General features: G+C 60.1%; 18 protein-coding genes and 2 pseudogenes. 5 read left to right on the top strand and 15 right to left on the bottom strand.

Going from position 1 to position 21757, the window contains the following annotated elements:
- Window positions 1-10: 10 nt before the first annotated feature.
- The 5 genes from ACVKN3_RS00680 to ACVKN3_RS00660 all read right to left on the bottom strand — a co-directional run bounded on the left by ACVKN3_RS00680 (window position 11) and on the right by ACVKN3_RS00660 (window position 6435).
- Window positions 11-256, bottom strand: a complete 246-nt coding sequence (locus tag ACVKN3_RS00680; RefSeq protein ID WP_354513199.1) for a DUF4166 domain-containing protein — start codon at window positions 254-256, stop codon at window positions 11-13.
- Window positions 257-1313: 1057 nt separating this feature from the next.
- The gene (locus ACVKN3_RS00675) at window positions 1314-1973 is read right to left on the bottom strand and encodes a competence protein CoiA (RefSeq protein ID WP_354513201.1); all 660 of its coding nucleotides are present in this window, start codon (window positions 1971-1973) and stop codon (window positions 1314-1316) included.
- Between the two features lie 43 nt (window positions 1974-2016).
- Window positions 2017-3816 (bottom strand): ATP-dependent helicase, encoded by a 1800-nt coding sequence (locus ACVKN3_RS00670; protein WP_354513203.1) that lies wholly within the window; start codon window positions 3814-3816, stop codon window positions 2017-2019.
- A 2-nt stretch (window positions 3817-3818) separates the two neighbouring features.
- Window positions 3819-5957 (bottom strand): AAA family ATPase, encoded by a 2139-nt coding sequence (locus ACVKN3_RS00665; RefSeq protein WP_354513205.1) that lies wholly within the window; start codon window positions 5955-5957, stop codon window positions 3819-3821.
- A 217-nt stretch (window positions 5958-6174) separates the two neighbouring features.
- Window positions 6175-6435: a hypothetical protein gene (locus tag ACVKN3_RS00660; RefSeq protein WP_354513207.1), complete on the bottom strand. Its 261-nt coding sequence runs from the start codon at window positions 6433-6435 to the stop codon at window positions 6175-6177.
- Between the two features lie 145 nt (window positions 6436-6580).
- On the opposite strand from ACVKN3_RS00660, the gene ACVKN3_RS00655 reads away from it, so the two are divergent.
- Window positions 6581-8182, top strand: a complete 1602-nt coding sequence (locus ACVKN3_RS00655; protein WP_354513208.1) for a hypothetical protein — start codon at window positions 6581-6583, stop codon at window positions 8180-8182.
- A 28-nt stretch (window positions 8183-8210) separates the two neighbouring features.
- On the opposite strand, the gene ACVKN3_RS00650 is transcribed toward ACVKN3_RS00655, so the two are convergent.
- Window positions 8211-9359: a DUF3800 domain-containing protein gene (locus tag ACVKN3_RS00650; protein ID WP_354513210.1), complete on the bottom strand. Its 1149-nt coding sequence runs from the start codon at window positions 9357-9359 to the stop codon at window positions 8211-8213.
- A gap of 570 nt (window positions 9360-9929) precedes the next feature.
- On the opposite strand from ACVKN3_RS00650, the pseudogene ACVKN3_RS00645 reads away from it, so the two are divergent.
- A pseudogene (locus ACVKN3_RS00645) lies at window positions 9930-10205 on the top strand (TrbI/VirB10 family protein); the annotation flags it as partial.
- Window positions 10202-10456, top strand: a complete 255-nt coding sequence (locus ACVKN3_RS00640) for a DUF2274 domain-containing protein (RefSeq protein WP_287756447.1) — start codon at window positions 10202-10204, stop codon at window positions 10454-10456. The pseudogene ACVKN3_RS00645 and the gene ACVKN3_RS00640, both read left to right, overlap by 4 nt.
- On the opposite strand, the gene ACVKN3_RS00635 is transcribed toward ACVKN3_RS00640, so the two are convergent.
- Complete coding sequence (locus tag ACVKN3_RS00635) at window positions 10445-11575, bottom strand: hypothetical protein (RefSeq protein WP_354513212.1); 1131 nt, start codon at window positions 11573-11575, stop codon at window positions 10445-10447. The genes ACVKN3_RS00640 and ACVKN3_RS00635 overlap by 12 nt on opposite strands.
- 19 nt (window positions 11576-11594) lie before the next feature.
- Between ACVKN3_RS00635 and ACVKN3_RS00630 the strand changes: the two genes are divergently transcribed.
- The gene (locus tag ACVKN3_RS00630; RefSeq protein WP_354513214.1) at window positions 11595-11981 is read left to right on the top strand and encodes a helix-turn-helix transcriptional regulator; all 387 of its coding nucleotides are present in this window, start codon (window positions 11595-11597) and stop codon (window positions 11979-11981) included.
- 8 nt (window positions 11982-11989) lie between these two features.
- Here the strand turns inward: ACVKN3_RS00630 and ACVKN3_RS00625 are convergent, their stop codons facing one another.
- From ACVKN3_RS00625 to folD, 6 genes and pseudogenes are all read right to left on the bottom strand, one after another.
- A complete protein-coding gene (locus ACVKN3_RS00625; RefSeq protein ID WP_014160867.1) occupies window positions 11990-12514 on the bottom strand; it encodes a helix-turn-helix transcriptional regulator in 525 nt (174 codons plus the stop codon).
- A gap of 3 nt (window positions 12515-12517) precedes the next feature.
- Window positions 12518-12793, bottom strand: coding sequence for a hypothetical protein (locus ACVKN3_RS00620; RefSeq protein ID WP_287756445.1), 276 nt, complete (start codon window positions 12791-12793; stop codon window positions 12518-12520).
- A gap of 63 nt (window positions 12794-12856) precedes the next feature.
- Window positions 12857-14110, bottom strand: a pseudogene (locus ACVKN3_RS00615) (tyrosine-type recombinase/integrase).
- Between the two features lie 300 nt (window positions 14111-14410).
- Entirely contained in the window at window positions 14411-15967 is a 1557-nt protein-coding gene (guaA, locus tag ACVKN3_RS00610) for a glutamine-hydrolyzing GMP synthase (RefSeq protein WP_354513216.1), read from the bottom strand.
- 119 nt (window positions 15968-16086) lie between these two features.
- Window positions 16087-17541 carry an IMP dehydrogenase gene (gene guaB / locus ACVKN3_RS00605; protein WP_036141552.1) on the bottom strand — a complete coding sequence of 485 codons (1455 nt, stop codon included), beginning with the start codon at window positions 17539-17541 and terminating at the stop codon, window positions 16087-16089.
- A 71-nt stretch (window positions 17542-17612) separates the two neighbouring features.
- Window positions 17613-18506 (bottom strand): bifunctional methylenetetrahydrofolate dehydrogenase/methenyltetrahydrofolate cyclohydrolase FolD, encoded by an 894-nt coding sequence (gene folD / locus ACVKN3_RS00600; protein WP_354513218.1) that lies wholly within the window; start codon window positions 18504-18506, stop codon window positions 17613-17615.
- An 81-nt stretch (window positions 18507-18587) separates the two neighbouring features.
- Here folD and ACVKN3_RS00595 point away from each other — a divergent pair, with 81 nt between their 5' ends.
- Entirely contained in the window at window positions 18588-19181 is a 594-nt protein-coding gene (locus ACVKN3_RS00595; protein ID WP_354513220.1) for a GNAT family N-acetyltransferase, read from the top strand.
- Here ACVKN3_RS00595 and moeB read toward each other — a convergent pair.
- Both moeB and der read right to left on the bottom strand, forming a co-directional pair.
- Window positions 19142-20311, bottom strand: coding sequence for a molybdopterin-synthase adenylyltransferase MoeB (gene moeB / locus ACVKN3_RS00590; RefSeq protein ID WP_354513222.1), 1170 nt, complete (start codon window positions 20309-20311; stop codon window positions 19142-19144). The two genes, ACVKN3_RS00595 and moeB, sit on opposite strands and share 40 nt — an antisense overlap.
- A gap of 26 nt (window positions 20312-20337) precedes the next feature.
- The gene (der, locus tag ACVKN3_RS00585; RefSeq protein ID WP_354513224.1) at window positions 20338-21735 is read right to left on the bottom strand and encodes a ribosome biogenesis GTPase Der; all 1398 of its coding nucleotides are present in this window, start codon (window positions 21733-21735) and stop codon (window positions 20338-20340) included.
- Window positions 21736-21757 lie beyond the last annotated feature (22 nt).

The raw sequence follows: 21757 nt of genomic DNA, 5'->3' as shown, positions 1-21757 counted from the left end.
ACGTTTCGCCTCAGGCTTCCGGATCGAGCAAACCGCGACGGGCGACAACGAGGCCGACAAACGGCAGCACGATCTCCATAGGGAAGCGAAAGAGCCCCGCTTCCTCGGATTCGACCATGCGTCCCCGCGGCAGGAAGCTTGCGGGCATGGGAACGCCGAACAGCGACCATCGGCGCGGCACGAAGTGCAGTCCGACGGCCTCGACGACCATGGCCATGGCGAAGGACGCCACACCGAAACGCTCCACCAGCAACATCCAGATGGAATTCGCCTTTGACCTAGGTGGCGCGCCGGCCGCCCATCTGGATCAGCACAGGCAACGGCGCCAGGGGCAGCACGCCATAGGCCCGAGCCAGCCAAGCGGCCCCGATGGGATCTGAAGGCAAATCAGTCATGAGGCGTCCCATCGAGCGAGGTGCATCGAATGCGCAAAAACAGTTTTACGCCCCTTTTTCCTGTGAAATAGCGATTAGGGATGAATAAAACTAGTTAGATTGATCGAATTTTGCACAAAACCGATTAGCCGGCAACCGACTCCCTTACCCACATTCCATCATCAACAGGCCGCCTAAACCCGCGTGGTTAAAGGACTTGGCTGTGATCGACATGGGTCTTTACCGTCGCTTTTACCGTCAGAAGCGCGCGTCTTTTGCTGGCGCGGAAGATAGAGCGATCCGTGAGGGAGCTACGTTTTCGACATCATCATCAATCACGCCTAAGCATACTGGATTGCCTTCTGGACGTCAGCTAGAGCCAGTGACGTCCCCCCACATAGAACAGTCTATGGATGCCCTGCTGCTCGCTCTTCCTCCCAGAAGCGCTGCATTGCCTCAAACGCTGTTCGCTCCGCCTTTTGAACTCGTGTCAGATCGGCGGACTCAGGTACGGGCCGGAAGCTCGAAGAGACCTGCTCAACTTCTCTTCGAGCGGTTAGCCAAGCTTGAAGCAACGGCTGCCACTGCCGATCCCAGTGGGTGAATGGCCGAGAGTCCGGTGATGAGACTTTGCGTAGCGCGTGATGCGCGACTGCTCCCGCAGTCCGCTTGGCATCATCCCACTTGACCGGAACACTCCAGCCAGCACCGCGAACGCCGCTGACGCTCCGAGAATCCGGTCCGACCATCGCTACGGGCGCTCCGACAACTGTGCCGAAACCAAACAGCTTGTGATCAATGCGATCTCCTTCTTCAAATGGGCAGTTAGGCAACGCCATCAATCTCTCCTGTTGTGCAAATCGGGGGAACGCCGAATGTTCTGTAGCGCAGGGCTCTTAACTCGCGACAAATTTTTTACACAGTAGTCTCAGCATCTTTTCAAAGTGGTGAGGCTGGGCCACCTTGAGCGATGAAATCCGTCGAACCTGAGCTAGCAACCTGGACGAACGCTTCTTTGTTTACAATTAGCGCAACCCCGCGTTTAGTCTTCGGGTTGTAGTGCGCTATGCGCCAGAATCCGGCCTTTCCGAAGTCAATAAAAACAGGCTTCTCGGTATGCCAACGCTCGAAAAGCTTACTTCGACCGAACACCGCGAACTGAGCTAACCCGTGCTCGTCCGGCCGGCCTCTCCAGTTGCTGAAATTTATCGGATCGAACTCATTCTTGCATCCGTCTATTACCCAGATCATCTTTCCGTAGTAGTTCTGACGCGCCAGAACTTCGTCAGGATGAATGGTTGAACGTTGGAATTCAATGAACAAACCAGCTGGTGTGCGTATGTCCGCAACATGGCGCTCGCCAGTTGAACTTTGATGGGGGATTTCCTGCCATTCCTGTGGAAAGCGGTCCTTCCAGCTGCGGTGCCACTCTCCTTCCGATTCCCACCAAGGGTCACAGTGCTCGCGCGTTTTGTGCGCCCAATGCCAGATCTTGTAGTTCCCGCACTTTGCCGTAACAGGCGCACCGCAACTAGGACACTGTCCCTGCAGACCTGGCGCCGGCGCATGTCTCTTCCCTTCAAATAGTGCAAGCTTCATTAGTCGCCCTAAATATGAGTCCTACGGCACACAGCAGCGGTTCCTAGGGAATATCGTCATAGCCGAAACCGCAATCAGCAAGCTTGCGGGTAACTTGATACTCCTGGCCTGAGTACTGACGAACACGATCTCGCTCTGAGATCAGGTGCAGATTCTTTCTAGCGCGCGACCCGATGACATACAGCAATTTCATCGCACTTTCTTGTCCGTTCGGATCATTGAAGTGCGGCACCATGTCCTCCAACAGGGCATAAGCAATTACCGTATCGAACTCTGCACCCTTCACGCCGTGGATTGTGGAAATCGTAATCCCAGTTCGGTGCTGAAAAACCTTCCTGAACGTTTCAATGTCGCCTATGAATTCGCTGCCTTCGCTCTTCAGTCGATCAACCCTTGCTTGCGAGCTATCGAAGAACGCGACGTGATGCTCCTGGAGCAATATGAAGAGTCGAAAATTGATGGATAGGTTTTCGAACAACATCTCAAAAAACGTGCGGAGGTACGCCAGCCCATCCGCTTCATCGATCTTGATTGCGTTGCATTCTCTCAGCAAAGACTTCCGTGTGATTTTCGACACGCTCGCGCCAGCCGCCTCCAAATCATTCAGAATCTCTCCAGCCCAACGGAGTCTACGGACATACATGCCAGGCGACGCCTGTGTAAGAGCAATCTTTGAAAGTCTGTACCAGAAATTTTCAGGATCTCTTGCAAAAGGAACCATGCCAGGGCCATCGAATGAATACTGCGGCATGCTGGCCACTAGGCGTCGAGTCATGCTTGCCAAATGCATCCATTGAGGGGCAAGCACGCACACCTCATGAGGTGCGATGCCAATCGTCTCGATGTTGAATCGAATCAGTCGGATCAACTCCGCCTCAAGGTCCGTCTTGCTTACCGTGTCGTTGAATGAGACGAGGCTCGGATACGCTTTGTCGTCGGATGCGGCCTCGATGTTGGTAGCGTAGACGTTGTAGTTTCCGAAGTAATCGATGATGCGCTCTGACGAACGGTAGTTCTTCGACAGCTCGAGTTCCTCAAGGTCGATACCAGCCATCGCCTTGAAATCCTCGAAGGCAATTGGATATCCGCCGAGCGACTGGTAAATTGCTTGATTGGGATCCCCAACAACAAAGGCCTTGGTCGCGCCTCGGCCGGATTTCAGGATGGCGGTGATGATCGAATATTGAATTCTCTTGGTATCTTGGTATTCATCAACCAATACGAAAGAGAACAACTGCCCGAGGAGCTCACTGATTGCAGGACGACTCGCAATTAGCTGGTATGCATAGTAGAGAATGAGTTCAAAGTCGATCTGCCGACTCTCGCGCAGCCGCTCAAAGTATTGCTCTAGTATGGCGTGCAGCCCGGGATGCTTCCAATCTTGGGGACAAGAAAGCACATAACCAGTCTCGGTGAAGTAAAACTCACAATCCCAGAATGTTATTTTTGGCTTCTGGTATGGCTTGCATAGCGCCTCCAAGATCTTCTCGCGCTCATGCTGATCAATAACTCGAAATCCGCGAGCCAACTCCTGGTGATAGATGCCGTAGGGCTTCAATATCCATTCAAGACAAAATGAGTGGATCGTTCCGATCCATAGCCGGGATGTGTCCACCCCCAGACTCTCGATGCGCTCATGGATTTCGTCGGCAGCACGGTGCGTATACGTGATCGCGACAACAAACTGCTTGTTCGATTTCAACCTGGACAGTTCATATGCAATCTTGTAGGTCAGCGTGCGAGTCTTCCCGCTGCCGGGACAAGCGATGAGAAAAACGCTCCCCGGCGTCAGAATGGCAGCCTCCTGCTCGGGATTCAGGTCGTCTTTGTCCCACATGAACATGGTTAGAAGACCTCAAGGACGTCGTTGATGCGGTCGTCGGGGAATGTGGCAAGCATCTCGTTGCGGATGCCTACGAAGTCGATGTCTCCATTTCTGAAGGCCAGCAGCTTGGCCCTGAAGTCCACGAAGACTGCGGCCGCAGTGACAATATCCTCTGCATCGATGTAGTTCACGCGGTAGCTCAGTATGTTGAACCAGACCTCCTTTGTGACTACGGGGTGCGCAAAAGCGATCGCGTCCAGGATGTACTTCGGGATAGCGGTCTGCGGATCGATCTTCTTTCCCAGCAAGATGGCAAACCATCCTTTTCCATAGTTGTCCGCCATGGTCAGCGCGCGCTGGCCATAGATCGCGATGGCCGCGGACTCAAGCTCTGTCTTGGCCGTCGCGATGGTTGGAGCATCCTTGTAGACATCCGGAAGGATCCCGACCACCTTGCGCGCATTGCCGGCAGCAACGAATTCAACCTCGAAGGTATGGGGGGCAAAGAAAGGGGCGACCCACGGGTTGTCCTTGAAGGTATCTTCCAGTAGCGCCTTCCTGGCGACCCCCTTATTCTGAGATGCTTGGTACTTGCTCTTGCGCCGGAGCAGCCCTTCGGAGTCTCCCGCCGCCGGCGTTGTGTCAATGATCGACCTGTCGAGATCCGTGACTACGCTGCATCGCTTGCGGATTCGGTCATCGTGAAAGAGAACCGCGACGTTCTGGAAACCGGTGCTGCGGATATTGATCAGGCTGATACCGAGTTCATCAAGGCTGATGCCCAGCACGCTCTTGACCAGGATCGGAACGAGAATTTCTTCGGCATCGCCCTCCACCAGAATAACGCTCTTGGCAAACAACAGATTGCTGCGGACAGCATCCAGATAGCGTTGGATGTTGCCGATCTCTTCTGGGTTTAGGCCAACGGCAGGTTGGTAGGCCTCACACCGGTCACGCTCCCTGCCCAGGATGTTCACGTTCTGAACATTGCTGACCTCGGAGATATGCGTCGAATGGGTCGAATAGATGATCTGAGTGTCGTCGTACTTGAGCTTGTCGAACAGCGTCTTCTGGATGTGCGTGTGGATGTGGGCTTCCGGCTCCTCGATCAACAGGAAGTTGGCAATCGATTGCTTGGCCTTCTGATACTTGAATTCGAGCAGTTTCAGGGTGAGGAATATCAGGTTCGCTCCACCCAGGCTCAGCTCGTGGATTGGCCCTTCGTGATCCTCTCCCGATTCGCCGACAAACAGCTTGAGCGACTGGAATAACTTGTCAGCTTCGTCCGGCAGATCGGATTTGATGGAAAGGGACGACGGAGAGTACGCCTCGCCAGCTGCGTCCTTGATGGTGTCTCGGATATCCGTCCGGACGACCTGCACGTCTGGCAAGGCCTCGATGGAGTCATTCAACGCCTTTACCCCGTCGGTGATGGCCTTGAACGCCACGGGGTCGATATCGCCGCTCTTGCCCTTTAACAGCGAAAAGAGCGGATTGGTTCGGTTGTTGTGGAATTCCGAAACAACGTCTCGCAGAGCCTGGACGAAGGTGAAGGAAATTTCCTTGGAGACGGACAGCACGTTCGGAATTTTGGTGCCGATTGCGGGGAACTCGATTTCTTCGCTAAACCGGACATTCTCGAAGTCACCGACCACCTCTTTGTAGAAGGCTGCGTCGTTGAAGTCGGCTTCACTCCGACCCGTGAAGAGGGTCTCATAGTCATCGAGAGTGACTGGATTCAGGATCGCATCGAGGCCAGCTTGGTCGCCATCGTCCAACTGAGAAAGTCGTAGCCTGATTTCCTTCTTGGGACGAAAAATGAGGTTGTAGGTGGCCTTTCCGTTGGCCTCTTCGTCGATGACACCTGTCCCATGCCGGAATAAGGCCTGTACGGCCTCGTCTGCCGAGATTTCCTCGAACTCAAGACTGATGATGATCCAATGTCCCTGCCAACGCCCGAGGCCGCGATGAAAGTCAGTTTGCTCCAGCCGGTAGGCGGAGCGGATCATGTTGTCATCTAGCAGCAGCCTAATAGCCCGAAACAGGTTGGTCTTACCAGACCCGTTCTCGCCGATGATGGTGTTGATGCCCTTTTGGAACAGCAACTTCGTATTGGCGAAGTTTCTGTAGTTGATCAGGCTGAGCTGGGAGATGTGCATGGAAGGCCTTGTTTTCTTGTCGACGCAGCCCCTGCTCTAGTGCGGGGTCGCATCTTGGAATTCAGGCCATGTTACAAGGTGTTCGTCAGACATTGATCTTATCCGGACCTTGGGGTTTCCTACTGGGCATCCGGCTGGATGCCCATCCCGGCCGCGCGTTGCTTGGCGCCCCTGACAAGCGGCGGACCAAGCTGTGCCTGCTCGGTCGGAAACACAGTCACCGAAAGGCTAGCCGGAGGCTACTGGATCCATCGCGTTCACGTTGACTGAGGCGCTTCACGTACGGGCCATCGACCAGGTCTTCTGCACCCAGGTCGAACACGCAACTCCCCAAAGAAACGAGCATGCTATCGATGGATTTGAAGTCATTGGGCATTCGGCCATCGTTGCGCTCGCCGTTCTCGCCGATGCCGGCTAGCAGCGCCTTGATGAACTCGACCCGGGATGGACGCGAGGCCATCGCGTCGGCCGCGGTCACAGGTCTGTAGCCTCCAAGACTGCGTTCTCGATATCAGTGGAGAAGCACGGTAAAGGACAACGGCCAGAACGGGGAGCAACTGCCCCAGCGACCTCCATGGCGTGTAATCTCTGCCAGTAAACAATAGGACGCATAAGACTAGGCGATGACAGCTTCTGCCCAAATCGATACCACCAGCTTGCTGACCATATTGGGCGTTATCGCCGCAGTGTGGGCGCTGATCACTCCTGCCAGCAGACTTCGACTTCGCTTCTGCATGGCCTGGGGGGATTGGGCAGTCGGTGGCGTAGTTTTCCTCCTCATCCACTACTTGGTGTTTGCTCCCGCCTTGGAAAGGCTCGGGCTGTACTACAGCCTGGGGCCGTGGAAACGGGGGCTCGATAGTTCGAGCGCGGTCTACCTGCTCCTTCTCTCTGTCGTGTTCTACTTTTTCTGGCGAACGAGATCTCCCACGCTGGTCCGGGGAAGAATCCGCGTCTTTCGCGAATTGATTGAGAACTTGCATCTCACCAAGCGCTACGACGAGCTGGTGTTGCTGCTCGAACCACAACTGCCGAAGCTGATTCTCCTAACCAAGCAGCAGTCGCTGCTTGCCGGCTGGGTTGATCGTCTCGATCCGCCCAACATTGACATGGCCGCACTCTTGCGCGGGGAGACGGCTCGCGCAAGGCCGGCTTGGCGACAGCGCTGGAGTGCCGGGCTGCAATCTTTGAAGTCCTGGATCTTGGAGCGTGACGAAGCCAGCACGCAGGCCCGCGAAGTCCTCTTGAATCTGGTCACCTCTCCCGAGCTGACCATCCACTTGGCCGCTGCCCACCCGCACTTCTGCCTCAAGCTCCTTGAAGCTGACGAGGCGATACGCTCTGATTTCATCGAGCACTACATGGATGCACTACTTGATGCGCCAGGTAGCCGTCTTTATGTGGAACTGAAGAACAATCAGAATCTGAATGGCGGGATTCGCCTGTTCCTGCCGAAGAACAACCGACTGCTTCACTTGTTTTTTTCCGATGCCGCTGCGGCGCTAAAGAATGGCTTGGACAAGGCTATTGGCGACGCGGTATGCCGGCGACTGGATGAAGACCGCAAACTGGTCGAGAAGCTCAACGAATCGTTGGGCTCCTACTACGATGCAGGGAGATTCCGTTGCCCGATCAATTCGGGCATAACGCTCTTTGAGATCATGGTTCACGAGGGCATCCACCAGGGTCTGCAAGACCATATGTGGCTGCACTATTTCGGGCACTTCGCGGAAAAGAGCCTGAAGCAGATGTCTGTGCCACCTGACGAAGAGGCCTATCAGGAATGGCCGACGCCGTTTCACTATCTTCTCTACCGCATGGTCAGCGTCGCCACAGATTGGGCCGAACAGTGCGCGCGCATCGATGATTCAGAGATTCCCGAGGCCACGCGTACCGCCGATGGCTTTGACCGGCACTACATTTCAAAAGAAGCCACCAAGGTGCTTGGCGCTATGCTGGAAGACATCATTCCAAGCGAAAAACTTTCTGTATCGTTCAAGACCTATCTGCTGGAAGTTGCCATTCGCGGTCACATCAAGCTTCAGGGTGACCGCAAGCTGGCTGACGTTGCATCCTCATTCATGACCGCAGTGATCCGGGGCGCAGCTTCTCCGACAGAGGCCTCCTATCGGGTTGAGCTTCGGAATGTGTTTGAAAAGATGGACCACAGGATGAGGCATGAGGCAGCGCAATTCGAGGAAGCTTTGGACGCATCGCTTGCATGACGTCCTAGACGCATAGCATCTGAGTGCGTCAGCGCGAGCCCCTCGGCGCCCGAGGGCTGGAAATTGAAGTATCAAAGCCTGCGTTGCGGACATTCGCAGTTGGCACGACTTGATTGAGGCCGTAGCCCGTCCGCTCATCCCCTTCGGAGATGAGCCGCATCATAGCCTCGCGCAGCTCGTGCGACACAGGCGTGCCAGCATCCGTGTCACGGAAGAAGCGCATCGTGGCTCCAGCCACGATATCGGCCAGTTGCACGCCGATCACCTCGTGCGACTGCGCAAAATCAATGCTGGCTTCTTCCTCAAACCGATAGTCGGACTGTGGCGTGTAGGGCAGCTCCATGGTGCGGCCCAGGTGCTCGGCGGTGGCCTTGCCCTGGCGCAGGATGCTTTCCACCTCAAACTGCTGGTCATGCACCAGCCGGATGCCAGCCAATCGCCGCCCATAGTAGCGATTCATTCGGGCGTAGATACTCGTGAAGGACGTGAGGTTGGGTAGCATCCAAACCTGCTTTGAATGCTTGTTGAGATCGGGAGGCGGAAGAAACCGCCGCCAGGGCTCGCTTTGAGCATCACCTAGCTCGCGGTACTCGGCTTCAGCCACCTCAACCATGTGGGCGACCCCTTGGGCGATTTGCACTGCCGCCCCCTCATAGTTCGATTGTTTTTCCATTTCGCGCAGGCTCGCGAACGACGCACGCAGTGTCGCGTCATCCGGCGTCAGGCAGGACGCGACGAACGTGTCCAGTACGTGCTCTGATGCGTGGAAATGCAGGAAATCGGCAACGGTGTTTCTGAGGAAATGCAGCTCGACCGACTCCGGGTAGCCGAGACAGGGTGCGAGAAGCTGGAACGACGTGATGCTCATGCAGATGAAGTAACGCTTGTCGACCAGCTCAACGAAAAGAGGCGCTTGGCGGTCCAGTAAGGCGCTGATCACGTCAGCGGAAAATTTAGGCTTGGAGACCAGTGACTTCGACTTGAGTTCACCAGGAGCAACGCGGTGGCGACTTCGCAGTTCACTGACGAGGCCTTCCCAATCATGGCCATCTTCAAGTCCGACGCCGGCCAATGCAAAGTAAGGCTGGCCTTTGAAGTCATAGCCATTACCGCTGTTGATCATGTCGCCGCTGTGGCCGCTTTCATCGATATAGATGGTGGTCATGGTGCCGGTCATGTTCTCCGCAATAAGTTTTTTCTACATCTGCAATATCTTTTTTGACGCTTCCGGCCAAGATTACACGGCCGGCCGCGCTGTCGTGCTACGCATCGAGCCACCTACGGCGTCTCGCCCCATTCGGGCTTCCATAGTTCCCTCACTCTGCTCGGCTGACGCCTCCGGCCCGTGATTCGGACCTGCGCGCTGCGCTTGCCGAAAAACGGGTGTGTGCGGTGGACGGTATGTGGGGCGGTCTTGCTGTTCCCTTCACCGTATCACGGCGTTCTCGCCGTCAAGGGCTTCGCGCCTTTGGCACTTGCGGCCGTGGCCGTCTTCGACCCCTGACTGCTTGCGCTGCGCCGTGCTGCAGCCGGTTCCGGGCAATTCCGCCCGAACAAATGGAGCGCGATCATGTCGCAACTTTCCTTGTCACTCGATTCTTCCCTGCTGGTGCGTGACGACCAGGGGCGTTATCTCATGGCGACGGCCGACCAGATCTTGGAAGCCGCACGACAAATCATCGACCAGAAGACCAGACGCGGCGCCTCGTTCACGTCGCCGAGAGATGTCAGGGACTATCTGAAGGCCATCTTCGCCGGCGCGGCGTTGACCACGCTGCTAGGCGTCGGTGCCGAGCTGGCCGCGCCGGAGAACCGCCAGAACGGTGATCGCGTCATCATCGCCGGGCGCGATAGCGCGCAGGACAGCATCAATCAGGTCGGCCAGGAGATGACCCGCCGCAACATGAACATCCAGCCCACGCTGACCGAGCGGCCAGGCCTGCCTGTTCGCATCATCGCCAACCGCGACTTGGTGCTGCTGCCCTACCAGCCGTTGTTCTTCAACAAGGGGACTTCACGATGACGACGCGCAAGCTGCGGCTCGGGCCGCTCCCGAAAACGGAATCCACGAAGTTGACCTTTGCCTGCCCGGCCAGCCTGAAAGCCGACCTCGACCGCTACGCCGCGCTGCACGCGCAGGCGTATGGCGAGGCGGTCGATGCCGTGACACTGATCCCGCACATGCTTGAGGCGTTCATCGCGGGCGATCGGGGATTCAGGAAAGACTCGACCCCTGCTATCCCAAAGCCGCAGCTGCGGAACTCACCCCCGTAGTTCAAGCGCGTGTCGCTGCCGAGTATCCACGGGCGTCTTCACGTAGCTGATTCCCGGATTTCCAAGAACTGCCACCAGCAACCGGCACACCATCGCCTGCATTTGCAGTGTGATGTTGCCCGGATCTGCTGCGGGCTGGTTGCCACCGTAGATCGAAAAGCCCAGCGGCCCATCGAAGAACAAGGCTTCATGAACGGTGTCGTTTCGGACGACGGATAGCGGCGAGGGAGTCGCCTTGTCGCTCTTGGCCCAATCGGGTACGGGCATATCGAATTTCTCGCACATCCACTGGACGCGCCCCGCATGTGGCACAGAAGGCTTTTGTGCCTCCTTGACTACGACGAGCTTGAAGCAGGCGTCCAGCGCCATGTAAAGGTATTGGAACTGCTCGAAGGGAAGGCTATGCGGATACTGCGCCAGGAACAAGGCATGGATGACAGCCGCAACCCGCGTGGGCGCACGTGAATCGCCGCCTTCCGAGTCCAGGTAGTCCAGCGCTAACTCGATGACGTCAGCCACAGTGCAGCGAACCAGGGCGAAATCAACAAGCACCCCAGATTTAATGGGCGTCGCATCGAGAAAGCCCGCCTCCGTTGTCGTCAGCCGCATGCCGAAAAAGAAAGACAAACACCACACCACGAAATCGAGCTCTTCTCGGCTCCTGCCTTCATGTAGCGTCAGGACATGGGTCTTGGGCAGGCTGAAGACTCGGGCGCTGTACGGCATCGAGCGAACGTTTCCGCTCATGAAATCCCGCTGCTGCTGCGCACCCGGATAGATCCAGTCCTTGAGGGAATTGGGGTCCCCGGTAACGGTGGCCACGCTACTTTCGTGATCACGGAGCGTCTGGACGGAGAAGCGGCCGGTCGCGATGTCGCAGGGCTTGGGGTAGTAGCCGAACTCCATGGCAATCCCATTGAGCGGCGCTTTGAGTGGTTGCTCCATCACAGTACAGGTGGCCTCATGAACTTTGTTTCGTGAATTATCTAAAACGACCATGCTCTGACCTAACAATTCATGGGCAATTTTTGTTAGCCAAGTTGGATGGCGCCCTCCCCGCTTCGCCCCAGCGAGTTGTTCCGATTGCTGACGATAGTCACCATAGATCCATACGAACACAGTGCCTTAGGAACCTTTGATGCCCGCTCACGTTCAATGCACCGATGCAGTCGATACCGCCTTGCCGCCGAAAGCATCCATTCCTCATCCGGGTACGGATGGGTACGAAGACCTTCCGCAGTTTTCGGCCAAACTTCCCCTCCCCTTCCGTCGCACCATTCGCCGCCAAGATTTGCACCAGATCGTCCCTTTGGCGGACACGACGATCTATGGAATGGAGCAGCGTGGCGAGTTTCCACGCCGATTCAATCTGACCTCGCGCTGCGTTGTCTGGGATCTGGAGGAAGTCGAAGCTTGGATCGAAGCTCGCAAGCAGTCCTCTCGATCCGGTGCCATCACCAGGTCCAACGGACCTGATGTCAGGCTACGTAAGCGCCGACCCGTGCGCGATGTAGCTTCAACGTAGCAACGTGGCTAGGCGATCAGCAGTTTGAGCTCTCGCACCGCTGCCACGGGCAGTCGGTGAATTTCCTTGGTCAGATTAACTTCCAACGCTGCACGCGCGGTTTCCAGCATCTTTCGCTCAAAGGCATAACCCCCCTTCTCTTCCAGCCAGCCCAGCACTTCGGCCAAGTGCCAGATCGAGGCGCTGCCCTCGTGCACCGGTGCTGGAAAAGTCGCAGCATGAGAAAGCATCACCTTACGCATTGCTTGGCGCGAAACACCCACCAATTCGGCGACATCGGTCAGCCCAACGAAATCCGGTGCCGCCTCCACTAGCTTCGCCAAAGGGACGGCACGCTTCACGTCGGCCAGCGCACTGCGCACTGCGGCCTGCGCGCTCTTGGCTTCGCGGGTGAACTCGAGCGCCATTCGGCCCGGCTGCCCAATCCCCACCAAGGCATCGTCGCAGCCAGCTTCACCCAACCGCTCTACCAGCGCATCGGGATCGCTTTCGTGCTCGGCAAGCTGGTACTTCAAGGTGAAGGTGTATTCCATACGTCATTCCTCGGATGAAGGGTCAGCTTCGTTTCGTGGCTTGTGCGTCGTGCAGTTGTCCACGACGCGCCGCAGCGCTCGGGCATGGTTGCCGGGGTTCTTCGGCGTGCTCCATACGCTGGTAATGCAGAACTCACCGCAGCGGCACTCATCGTCGTTGTACGGGCAGTAAATCTTGCCCCAGGCATGACTGCCACCGACCGTGACGCGCCAGCCCTGCGTTTCCGCATGTTTGAGCGCCTCTTCGACCTCCTTCTTTGGATGAGAGGAACGGGCCATTCATGGTCTCCAGTATGGGGATGAATTGCCAGGTTGTCAACTGACAACCTGGCGTGAAGTGGCTCAGACCGATGCGCTCAGTACCGGCACGACCGTATTGCTCGGCAACAGCGTGGGCGCGTAGGCGCCACCCTCCACCCAGGCATCGACCATGTTGGCCCACTCCTGCAGCATGTGGCGGCGCGGCTCGGCGTATTCGGCTTTGTTGTAGACCGAGCGCGAGGAACGGCCGTCTTCATGGGCCAGGCACTTCTCGATCCAGTCGCCGTTGAAGCCGACCTCGTTGAGCAGCGTCGAGCCGGTGCGGCGCAGGTCGTGCACCGTAAAAGGCTAGCGGTAGACCAGCGGCCTTGGCGCGCTCGGACACGATCTGGTCACGCGGTTGAGCGTCGCCTTGGACATGCAACGGTCGGCGTCGTACCGCGACGGCAGGACGAACTTGGACCCTGCCGCGCAGGTGTGGAGCGCAACGAAGATGTCCATGGCCTGCCGCGACAGATAAACGACGTGCGGATTGCGGCCTTTCATCCGTGACTTCGGGATCGTCCAGGTCGCGTTCTCGAAATCAACCTCGGCCCATGTCGCCTCGATCAACTCGCTCTTGCGTACCAGCGTCAACAGAATCATGCGCAACGCCAGGCGAATGGTCGGATAGGTGGCCACCGATTCCATCTGCCGGTACATCAGACGGATCTCCATCGGTGACAGCGCTCGATCCTTGGGCACGAAGGTCGCGATCGAAGCCGCGCCCACGCCATCGGCCGGGTTGTCGACCTTTTCGCCGTGCAGGATGGCGAAGGCGTAGACCTGCTTCACGATGTCGCGCACGTGGACGGCTGTGGCGGGGGCGCCGCGCGCCTTCACCTTGTTGCACAAGGCGCGCAGGTCGTCGGAGCTGACTTCGTTTAGCAGCCGGTTCTTGAACGCCGGCAGGATGTCCCGGTCAACGATGCTCTAGCGCATCGCTCGTGTGCTATCGGCCATCTTGGCATCGGCAAGCCATCGGACCGTCATGTCGCCAAAGTTCTTGGCGGCAGATAGTCGACGCTTCTCGCGCTGCTTTTCATGCGCCGGGGACTTGCCCTGGGCGACTGCCCTCTTGGCGTCTAGGAGTATTTCACGGGCCAAGGCCAGTGAGATGCCGGCTGGCCCGTAGCGACCGATGGTCAGCGTTTCCCGCCGTCCATTGAGACGGTAATCGTAGCGGAAGGTGACGGTACCGGTGGGCGATACCGTCACGTACATGCCGTCACGGTCGGACGCCTTGTAAGTCAACGACTTAGGCTTGAGGTTGCGCAGTGCGGTGTCGGTAAGCATCGAGGTTTCTCCTCCTGTTCTTGACGGCTTTTACCGTCAGGGGTCAGGAGACCTGCTGATGCCTGGAAAGCCGCATGAAACAAGCTTTCCAGAGGAGGCATTTACCGTCAAAGACCGGTTTGGTCTCAATAGTAAACGGGAAGGTCTTAATCAGACCTCCAGTTCTACCGTCAGTTCTACCGCCAACCTGCTTTGCTGGCCGGCGATAGCCACCGATAGCTTCCGCAACGTATTTCTTTATAAATCAACACGTTAAGGCAGTTTTTCGATAGTTGGCGATAGTCCCCGAAGGACCTGATTTCACTCCCACTCAATCGTCGCCGGCGGCTTCCCCGAAATATCATAAACCACGCGAGAAATACCGCGCAACTCATTGATAATCCTAGTCGAGCACTTATCGAGGAAATCATAAGGAAGGTGCGCCCAATGCGCCGTCATGAAGTCGATCGTCTCCACCGCCCGCAGCGCAATCACCCACTCGTAAGCCCGGCCGTCACCGACCACGCCCACCGAGCGCACCGGCAGGAACACCGCGAACGCCTGGCTCACCCGGTCGTAAAGCCCATGGCTGCGCAACTCCTCGATGAAGATCGCATCCGCCCGCTGCAGCAGGTCGACGTATTCCGCCTTCACCTCGCCCAGCACGCGCACCCCCAGGCCCGGGCCCGGGAACGGGTGGCGGTAGACCATGTCACGCGGCAGGCCCAGTTCGACACCGATGCGGCGCACCTCGTCCTTGAATAGCTCGCGCAGCGGCTCGACCAGCTTGAGCTTCATGTGCTCGGGCAGGCCACCGACGTTGTGGTGGCTCTTGATGACGTGGGCCTTGCCCGTCTTGCTGCCAGCCGACTCGATGACATCCGGGTAGATCGTGCCCTGGGCCAGCCACTTCACGCCGTCGAGCTTGGCCGATTCCTCGTCGAAGATCTCGATGAACAGGCGGCCGATGACCTTGCGCTTGGCTTCCGGGTCTTCCACGCCGGCCAGGGCGTCGAAGTAGCGCTGCTTCGCATCCACGCGGATGACGTTGACGCCCATGTGCTCGGCCATGGTCGACATCACCTGGTCGCCTTCCTGGAAGCGCAGCAGGCCGGTATCGACGAACACGCAGGTCAGCTGGTCGCCGATCGCCTTTTCCAGCAGCGCGGCCACCACGGAGGAATCGACGCCACCGCTGAGGCCCAGCAGCACACGGTCAGTGCCGACCTGCTCGCGCACGCGGGCCACGGCGTCCTCGATGATATGGGCGGCGTCCCACAGCGTAGCCGAGCCGCACAGGTCGACGACGAAGCGGCGCAGCAGCTCCATGCCACGCTTGGTGTGGGTCACTTCCGGGTGGAACTGCACGCCATAGAAACGGCGGGCGTCGTCGGCCATGGCGGCCAGCGGCAGGCTGGGCGTGGAGGCGACCACAGTGAAGCCGTCCGGGATCGCGGTGACGCGGTCGCCGTGGGACATCCACACGCCCAGCAATTCGCCGTCCTCCACCACCGTCTCGAACAGGCCGCACTGGCCGAAGGTGATCGTGGCGGGACCGAACTCGCGGTGATGACCGGCCTCCACCTTGCCGCCGAGCTGCTCGGCCATGGTCTGCATGCCGTAGCAGATGCCCAGCACGGGCACGCCAAGGTCGAACACCTGCTGCGGCGCGCGCGGGGACTGGTCCTCGGTCACCGACTCCGGGCCGCCAGAGAGGATCACGCCCTTCGGGTTGAACCCGGCGATCTCATCGGGCGCGTGGTCCCAACCCCAGACCTCGCAGTACACGCCGATCTCGCGGATACGGCGGGCGATCAGCTGCGTGTACTGCGAACCGAAATCGAGGATGAGGATCTTGTCGCTGTGGATATCGGTCATCGGTGACTGCCTGCCGTAAGGAATGGGGAACGCCCCGCGCCGTGCGCGTTGGGCTGAAAAAGCAGAACACCCGCTTGCGGCGGGCGTCCTGGGTCACCGGGGCTGCACGCGCGGGCGCGTCAGTCCCGGCGGTAGTTCGGTGCTTCCTTCGTGATCTGGATATCGTGCGGATGCGCTTCGAGCACGCCCGCGCCGGTGACCTTCACGAACTGGGCCTTCTCATGGATCTCTTCGATCGACGCCGCGCCCATGTAGCCCATGGAGGCGCGCAGGCCGCCCATCATCTGGTGGATGATGTTGCGCAGCGGGCCACGGTAAGGCACGCGGCCTTCGATGCCTTCCGGCACCAGCTTGTCGGCGTCCGCCTCGTCCTGGAAGTAGCGATCTTTCGAGCCCAGCTGCATCGCGCCGATGGAGCCCATGCCACGATAGCTCTTGTACGAGCGGCCCTGGAACAGCTCGACCTCGCCCGGGGCTTCCTCGGTGCCGGCGAACATGGAACCGAGCATCACCGAGGATGCACCGGCGGCCAGCGCCTTCGGAATGTCACCGGAATAGCGGATGCCGCCATCGGCAATGAGCGGGATCTCGCCCTTCAGCGCCGTGGCGACCATGTCGATCGAGGTGATCTGCGGCACGCCGATGCCGGTGACGATACGCGTGGTACAGATCGAGCCCGGGCCCACACCCACCTTGACCGCGTCCACGCCGGCGTCCAGCAGTGCGCGTGCCGCCTCGCCCGTGACGATGTTGCCGGCGATGACCTGCACCTGCGGGTAGCGCTTCTTGACCCAGCCGGCACGGTCGATCACGGCCTGCGAATGCCCGTGCGCGGTGTCGACCACCACCACGTCCACGCCGGCTTCAACCAGCAGCTCGATGCGGCGCTCGGTGTCGCCGCCGACGCCCACCGCGGCCCCTACCACCAGGCGCTCGTGCGAATCCTTGGCGGCGTTCGGGTTGTCGCGGGCTTTCTGGATATCCTTGACGGTGATCAGGCCACGCAGCTGGAAGCCGTCGTTGACCACCAGGACCTTCTCGATGCGGTTGCGGTGCAGCAGTTCGAGCACTTCGTCGTGCGAGGCGCCTTCCTTTACCGTGACCAGGCGATCCTCGCGGGTCATGATGTTGCGCACCGGATCGTCGTGCTTGCGCTCGAAACGCAGGTCGCGGCTGGTGACGATGCCGACCAGCTTCTCGCCGTCCACCACCGGTACGCCGGAGATGTTGTGCGCCCGCGTGAGCGCCATGACCTCGCCGATGGAGGTATCGGGGCGCACGGTGATCGGGCTGCGGATGACGCCGGCCTCGAATTTCTTGACCAGTCGCACTTCGGCGGCCTGGAGTTCGGCGGACATGTTCTTGTGGATGATGCCGATGCCGCCGTTCTGGGCCATGGTGATGGCGAGGCGGGCTTCGGTCACGGTGTCCATGGCGGCGGACACGATGGGGATGTTCAGGCGCAGGCCGCGCGTGAACCGCGTTGAGGTGTCCACATCGCGCGGCATGACCGTGGAGTGGCCGGGAACCAGGAACACGTCATCGTAAGTGAGTGCCTCGGCAAGGATGCGCATAGCATTATTCCCGCGAGTAAATCGCGGCATTATACCCCGCAATGCAGCACTCGGATAGGCGCGCGACGCGACTACGCGGCGCCGTGCACGCCGCCGTGCTCGCGAGCGAGCAAGGCATCCAGCGCGTCGGCCGCCTCGAGCGTGTTTTCCATCAGCGTGGCCACCGTCATCGGGCCGACGCCACCGGGCACCGGGGTGATCCACGAGGCCCGTTCCGCCGCTGGCGCGAACTCGACGTCGCCGACCAGACGGCCGTCTTCCAGCCGGTTGATGCCCACGTCCACCACCACCGCACCCGGCTTGATCCACTCCCCGCGCACCAACCCCGGCTTGCCGGCCGCGACCACGAGGATGTCGGCCTGGCTGACGAAAAAATCTAGATTCTGCGTGAACTTATGGCAGCAAGTCACTGTACTTCCTGCAATAAGAAGCTCAAGCGCAAGCGGACGACCGACGTGATTGGAGACGCCGACGATCACCGCATGCTGGCCGCGCACCGGCCGATCGGTGTGGCCGAGCAAGGTCATCACGCCCTTGGGCGTGCACGGGCGCAGGCCGAACCGACGCAGGGCCAGCCGCCCGACATTGACCGCCTGGAAGCCGTCCACGTCCTTGCCGGGATCGATCCGGTCGACCAGCGCATCCTCGTCGATGTGGGCCGGCAACGGGGACTGCACCAGGATGCCGTGCACGGCGGGATCGGCGTTGAGCCGGTCGATCAGCGCAAAGAGTTCGTCCTGCGACGTGCTGGCCGCGAGGTCGTAGCCGAACGACTGGAAGCCTACCTGCTGGCAGGCCTTGCGCTTGTTGCGGACATACACCGCCGAGGCCGGGTCCTCACCCACCAGCACCACGGCCAGGCCGGGCGCGCGGCGACCCTCGGCCACCCGCTTGGCCACGCGGCGACCGATGTGCTCGAGAAGTTCCTGGGCGATGCGCTTGCCGTCGAGAATACGTGCGGTCATGGGGTGTCGCCCTGCGGAAACCGCGCATTATCCCCTGAACCCCGCGTGCGGAGAAGAGTCGGCTCTTGCATACTTTCCGCCATGCACACCGCACCGATCCCCTACCCGCACGACGTGAGCGATGGCCACGTCGTCCTACGCCCGCATCGCATGAGCGATGCCCCCGCACTTGCCGAGGCCGTTCGCGAATCGGTGGCTACCGTCGGCCGCTGGCAGGACTGGTGCCATGCCGGGTACAGCGAGGCCGATGCCACGACATGGATCGATATCTGCCGTCGGCACTGGCTCACCGGCGAGGGCAACGAGTTCCTGGTCTTCGACGCCATTACCGATACGCTGCTCGGCGGCATGGGGGTGAATCACCTCAACTACGAGCACCGGTTTGCCAACCTCGGTTACTGGGTGCGGGAATCCGCCCAGGGCAAGGGCATCGCCACACGCGCCGGACGACTTGCCGCGCGATTCGCGCTCGAGACGGTAGAGGTGTCACGACTGGAAATCGTGGCCGCCCACGACAACCTGGCCAGCCGGCGCACGGCTGAACGCATCGGAGCTTCTTTCGAAGGAATACTTCACAACCGTCTGTTCTTGAAAGGAATTTCGGTCGACGCGGCGATGTATTCGATCATTGCCGATCAGCCGGCCGACGCACACATCCGCTCGATATCCACATAGCCATCGAACCGGGCTGCCGGCCCACAGCCCGGACAGTGCGGATCGCGATGTAGCGCAAGCTCGCGAAAGCGCATGCCCAGCGCGTCGTAGGTCAGCAGGCGTCCGACCAGCGGCTGGCCGATGCCCAGCACCAGCTTCATCGCCTCCGTGGCTTGCACCAGTCCGACCAGCCCGGGCAATACGCCGAGCACACCGGCCTCACTGCAGTTGGGGGCGTCCGCTGCCGACGGCGGTTCCGGAAACAGGCAGCGATAGCACGGTGAATCCTCTCGCCGCGGGTCGAACACGCTGGCCTGGCCGGTAAACCGTTCAATGGCGGCGTAGACCAGGGGCACGCCGAGCCGCCGCGTGGCGGCGGCCAGCAGGTAGCGCGTGGGGAAGTTGTCGGCCCCGTCGATCACCACGTCGTGGCCGTCGATCAGGGCCTCGACATTCTCCGCGCGCAGCCGGTCGACGACGACGCGCACAGCGACCCGGGGATTCAGGGCCAGCAAGGCCATGCGCGCGGAGTCGGCCTTGCTTACGCCGACACGGGCGTCCGCGTGGACCACCTGGCGATGGAGGTTGGATCGCTCCACCCGGTCGTCGTCGATCAGGGTGAGGTGGCCGACGCCCGCGGCGGCCAGGTAGAGCAACACCGGCGAACCCAGGCCACCGGCACCGATCACCGCTATCCGGGCGGCGCCGAGCCGTGCCTGGCCTGCCTCGCCGACCTGGGGCAACCGCACCTGACGCGCATAGCGCTCCGCCGCATCCGCATCCAGTCCGGGGGCTGTCACGGGGAGACCCGCCGCCTTCCACGCGCCCATGCCACCGCCAACGGACGACACGTGTCGGTAACCCATGCGTTGCAACGCTTCGGCAGCCAGTAGCGACCGCTGGCCGCTACCGCATAGCAGAAGGATGTCGCCCTGACGATCGGGCGCCACCTGCTCGATACGCAACTCGAGGAAACCGCGGGACAGCCCCAGTGCGCCTTCCGGCAGGCCGGAGGCGCGCTCGCCGTCCTCACGCACGTCGACCAACAACGCCCCGGCGAGCTGCCGGACGCGTGCATCGGTCGCGGGAATCTCGGGCACGCGCTGTCGCAGCGCGGCCAACCACTCGTCCCTGCCCATATCGTCGGTCATGCGAGGCACCTCGACGAGGGCGACGCTTACTTCTCGCGTCGCTTCGCGTTGCGGATCATCTCCCGCCGGCGGCGCTGCTGGCCTTCCGTCAGGACGTTCTTCTTGCCAGCGTAAGGGTTTTCACCATCACGGAAGTCGATACGAATGGGCGTGCCTTCCAGGCGATAGCGCTTGCGGAAGAAGCCCTCCAGGTAGCGCCGATATGCCGGCGCAATGTGCTTGGTACGGCTGCCGTGGATGACGATCGTCGGTGGGTTGAACCCGCCCGGATGCGCATAGCGCAGCTTCGGCGCATGACCGCGGACCAGCGGCGGCTGGTAGGCCTCGTAGGCCTGCTCGAGCGTTCGCGTCAGCTCGCTGGACGTCAGCACCTTGGTTGCGGCGTGATGCGCACGAACCACGGCCTTCATCAACTCGCGCAGGCCGGAGCCGTGCAGTGCGGAGATGAACACGGTCTTGGCCCAATCGGCGAAGACCAACCGGCGCTCGAGCGCCTTCTGCGTCTGCTCGCGGGCGTAGGTATCCATGCCGTCCCACTTGTTCACCGCGATGACCAGCGCGCGGCCCTCCTCGATGGCGTGGCCAATCAGAGTGAGGTCCTGGTCAGCCAGGTTCTCGCGGGCATCGATCAGGACAACCGTAACCTGCGACGCAGCAATAGACTGCAATGTCTTGATAACGCTGAATTTCTCGACCGCTTCTTCGACGCGGGCGCGGCGACGCACGCCAGCTGTGTCGATCAGGGTGTACTTCTTGCCGTCGCGTTCCAGCGGCACCCGGATCGGATCGCGGGTGGTGCCGGCCACGTCGGAGACGATCAGGCGATCTTCCCCGAGCAGGCGATTGATCAGCGTGGACTTGCCGGCGTTGGGCCGGCCCACGATGGCGACGCGGATACCTTGGTCGTCCAGGCCGGGATCGTTGTCCCGCTCGTCTGGCAGGTAACCGATGGATTTTTCCACCAGCACGTCGATACCGCGATTGTGTGCCGCCGACATCGGCAGCGTTTCCGCGATACCGAACGAGGCGAACTCACCCATGGCGACGGCTTCGTCCACGCCGTCGGTCTTGTTGACCACGACGATGACCGTCTTGCCGCTGCGACGAAGCTCGGCAAGGATGCCGGCATCGAGCGGCAGGACGCCGTCGCGGGCATCGACGACGAACACCAGCAGGTGCGCTTCGCCAATGGCGAGACGGACCTGCGTGGCGGTGAGGCCTTCAATGCCCTCGTCACTGCCGGACATACCGCCGGTATCCACGACCACGAAGGGCCGGGGACCGAGACGGCAGACACCGTAGTGTCTGTCACGGGTGACGCCGGGCATATCGGCGACGAGGGCGTCCCTGCTACGCGTCAGCGCATTGAAGAGGGTCGACTTACCGACATTGGGACGGCCGACCAGAGCGACGACGGGCAACATGGGAGATACATCTATCCTGTGA

Source organism: Luteibacter sp. PvP120, from assembly GCF_054055715.1.
The sequence above is the reverse complement of the archived record's forward strand: the minus strand, read 5'-3'. Positions and strand labels throughout refer to the sequence as shown.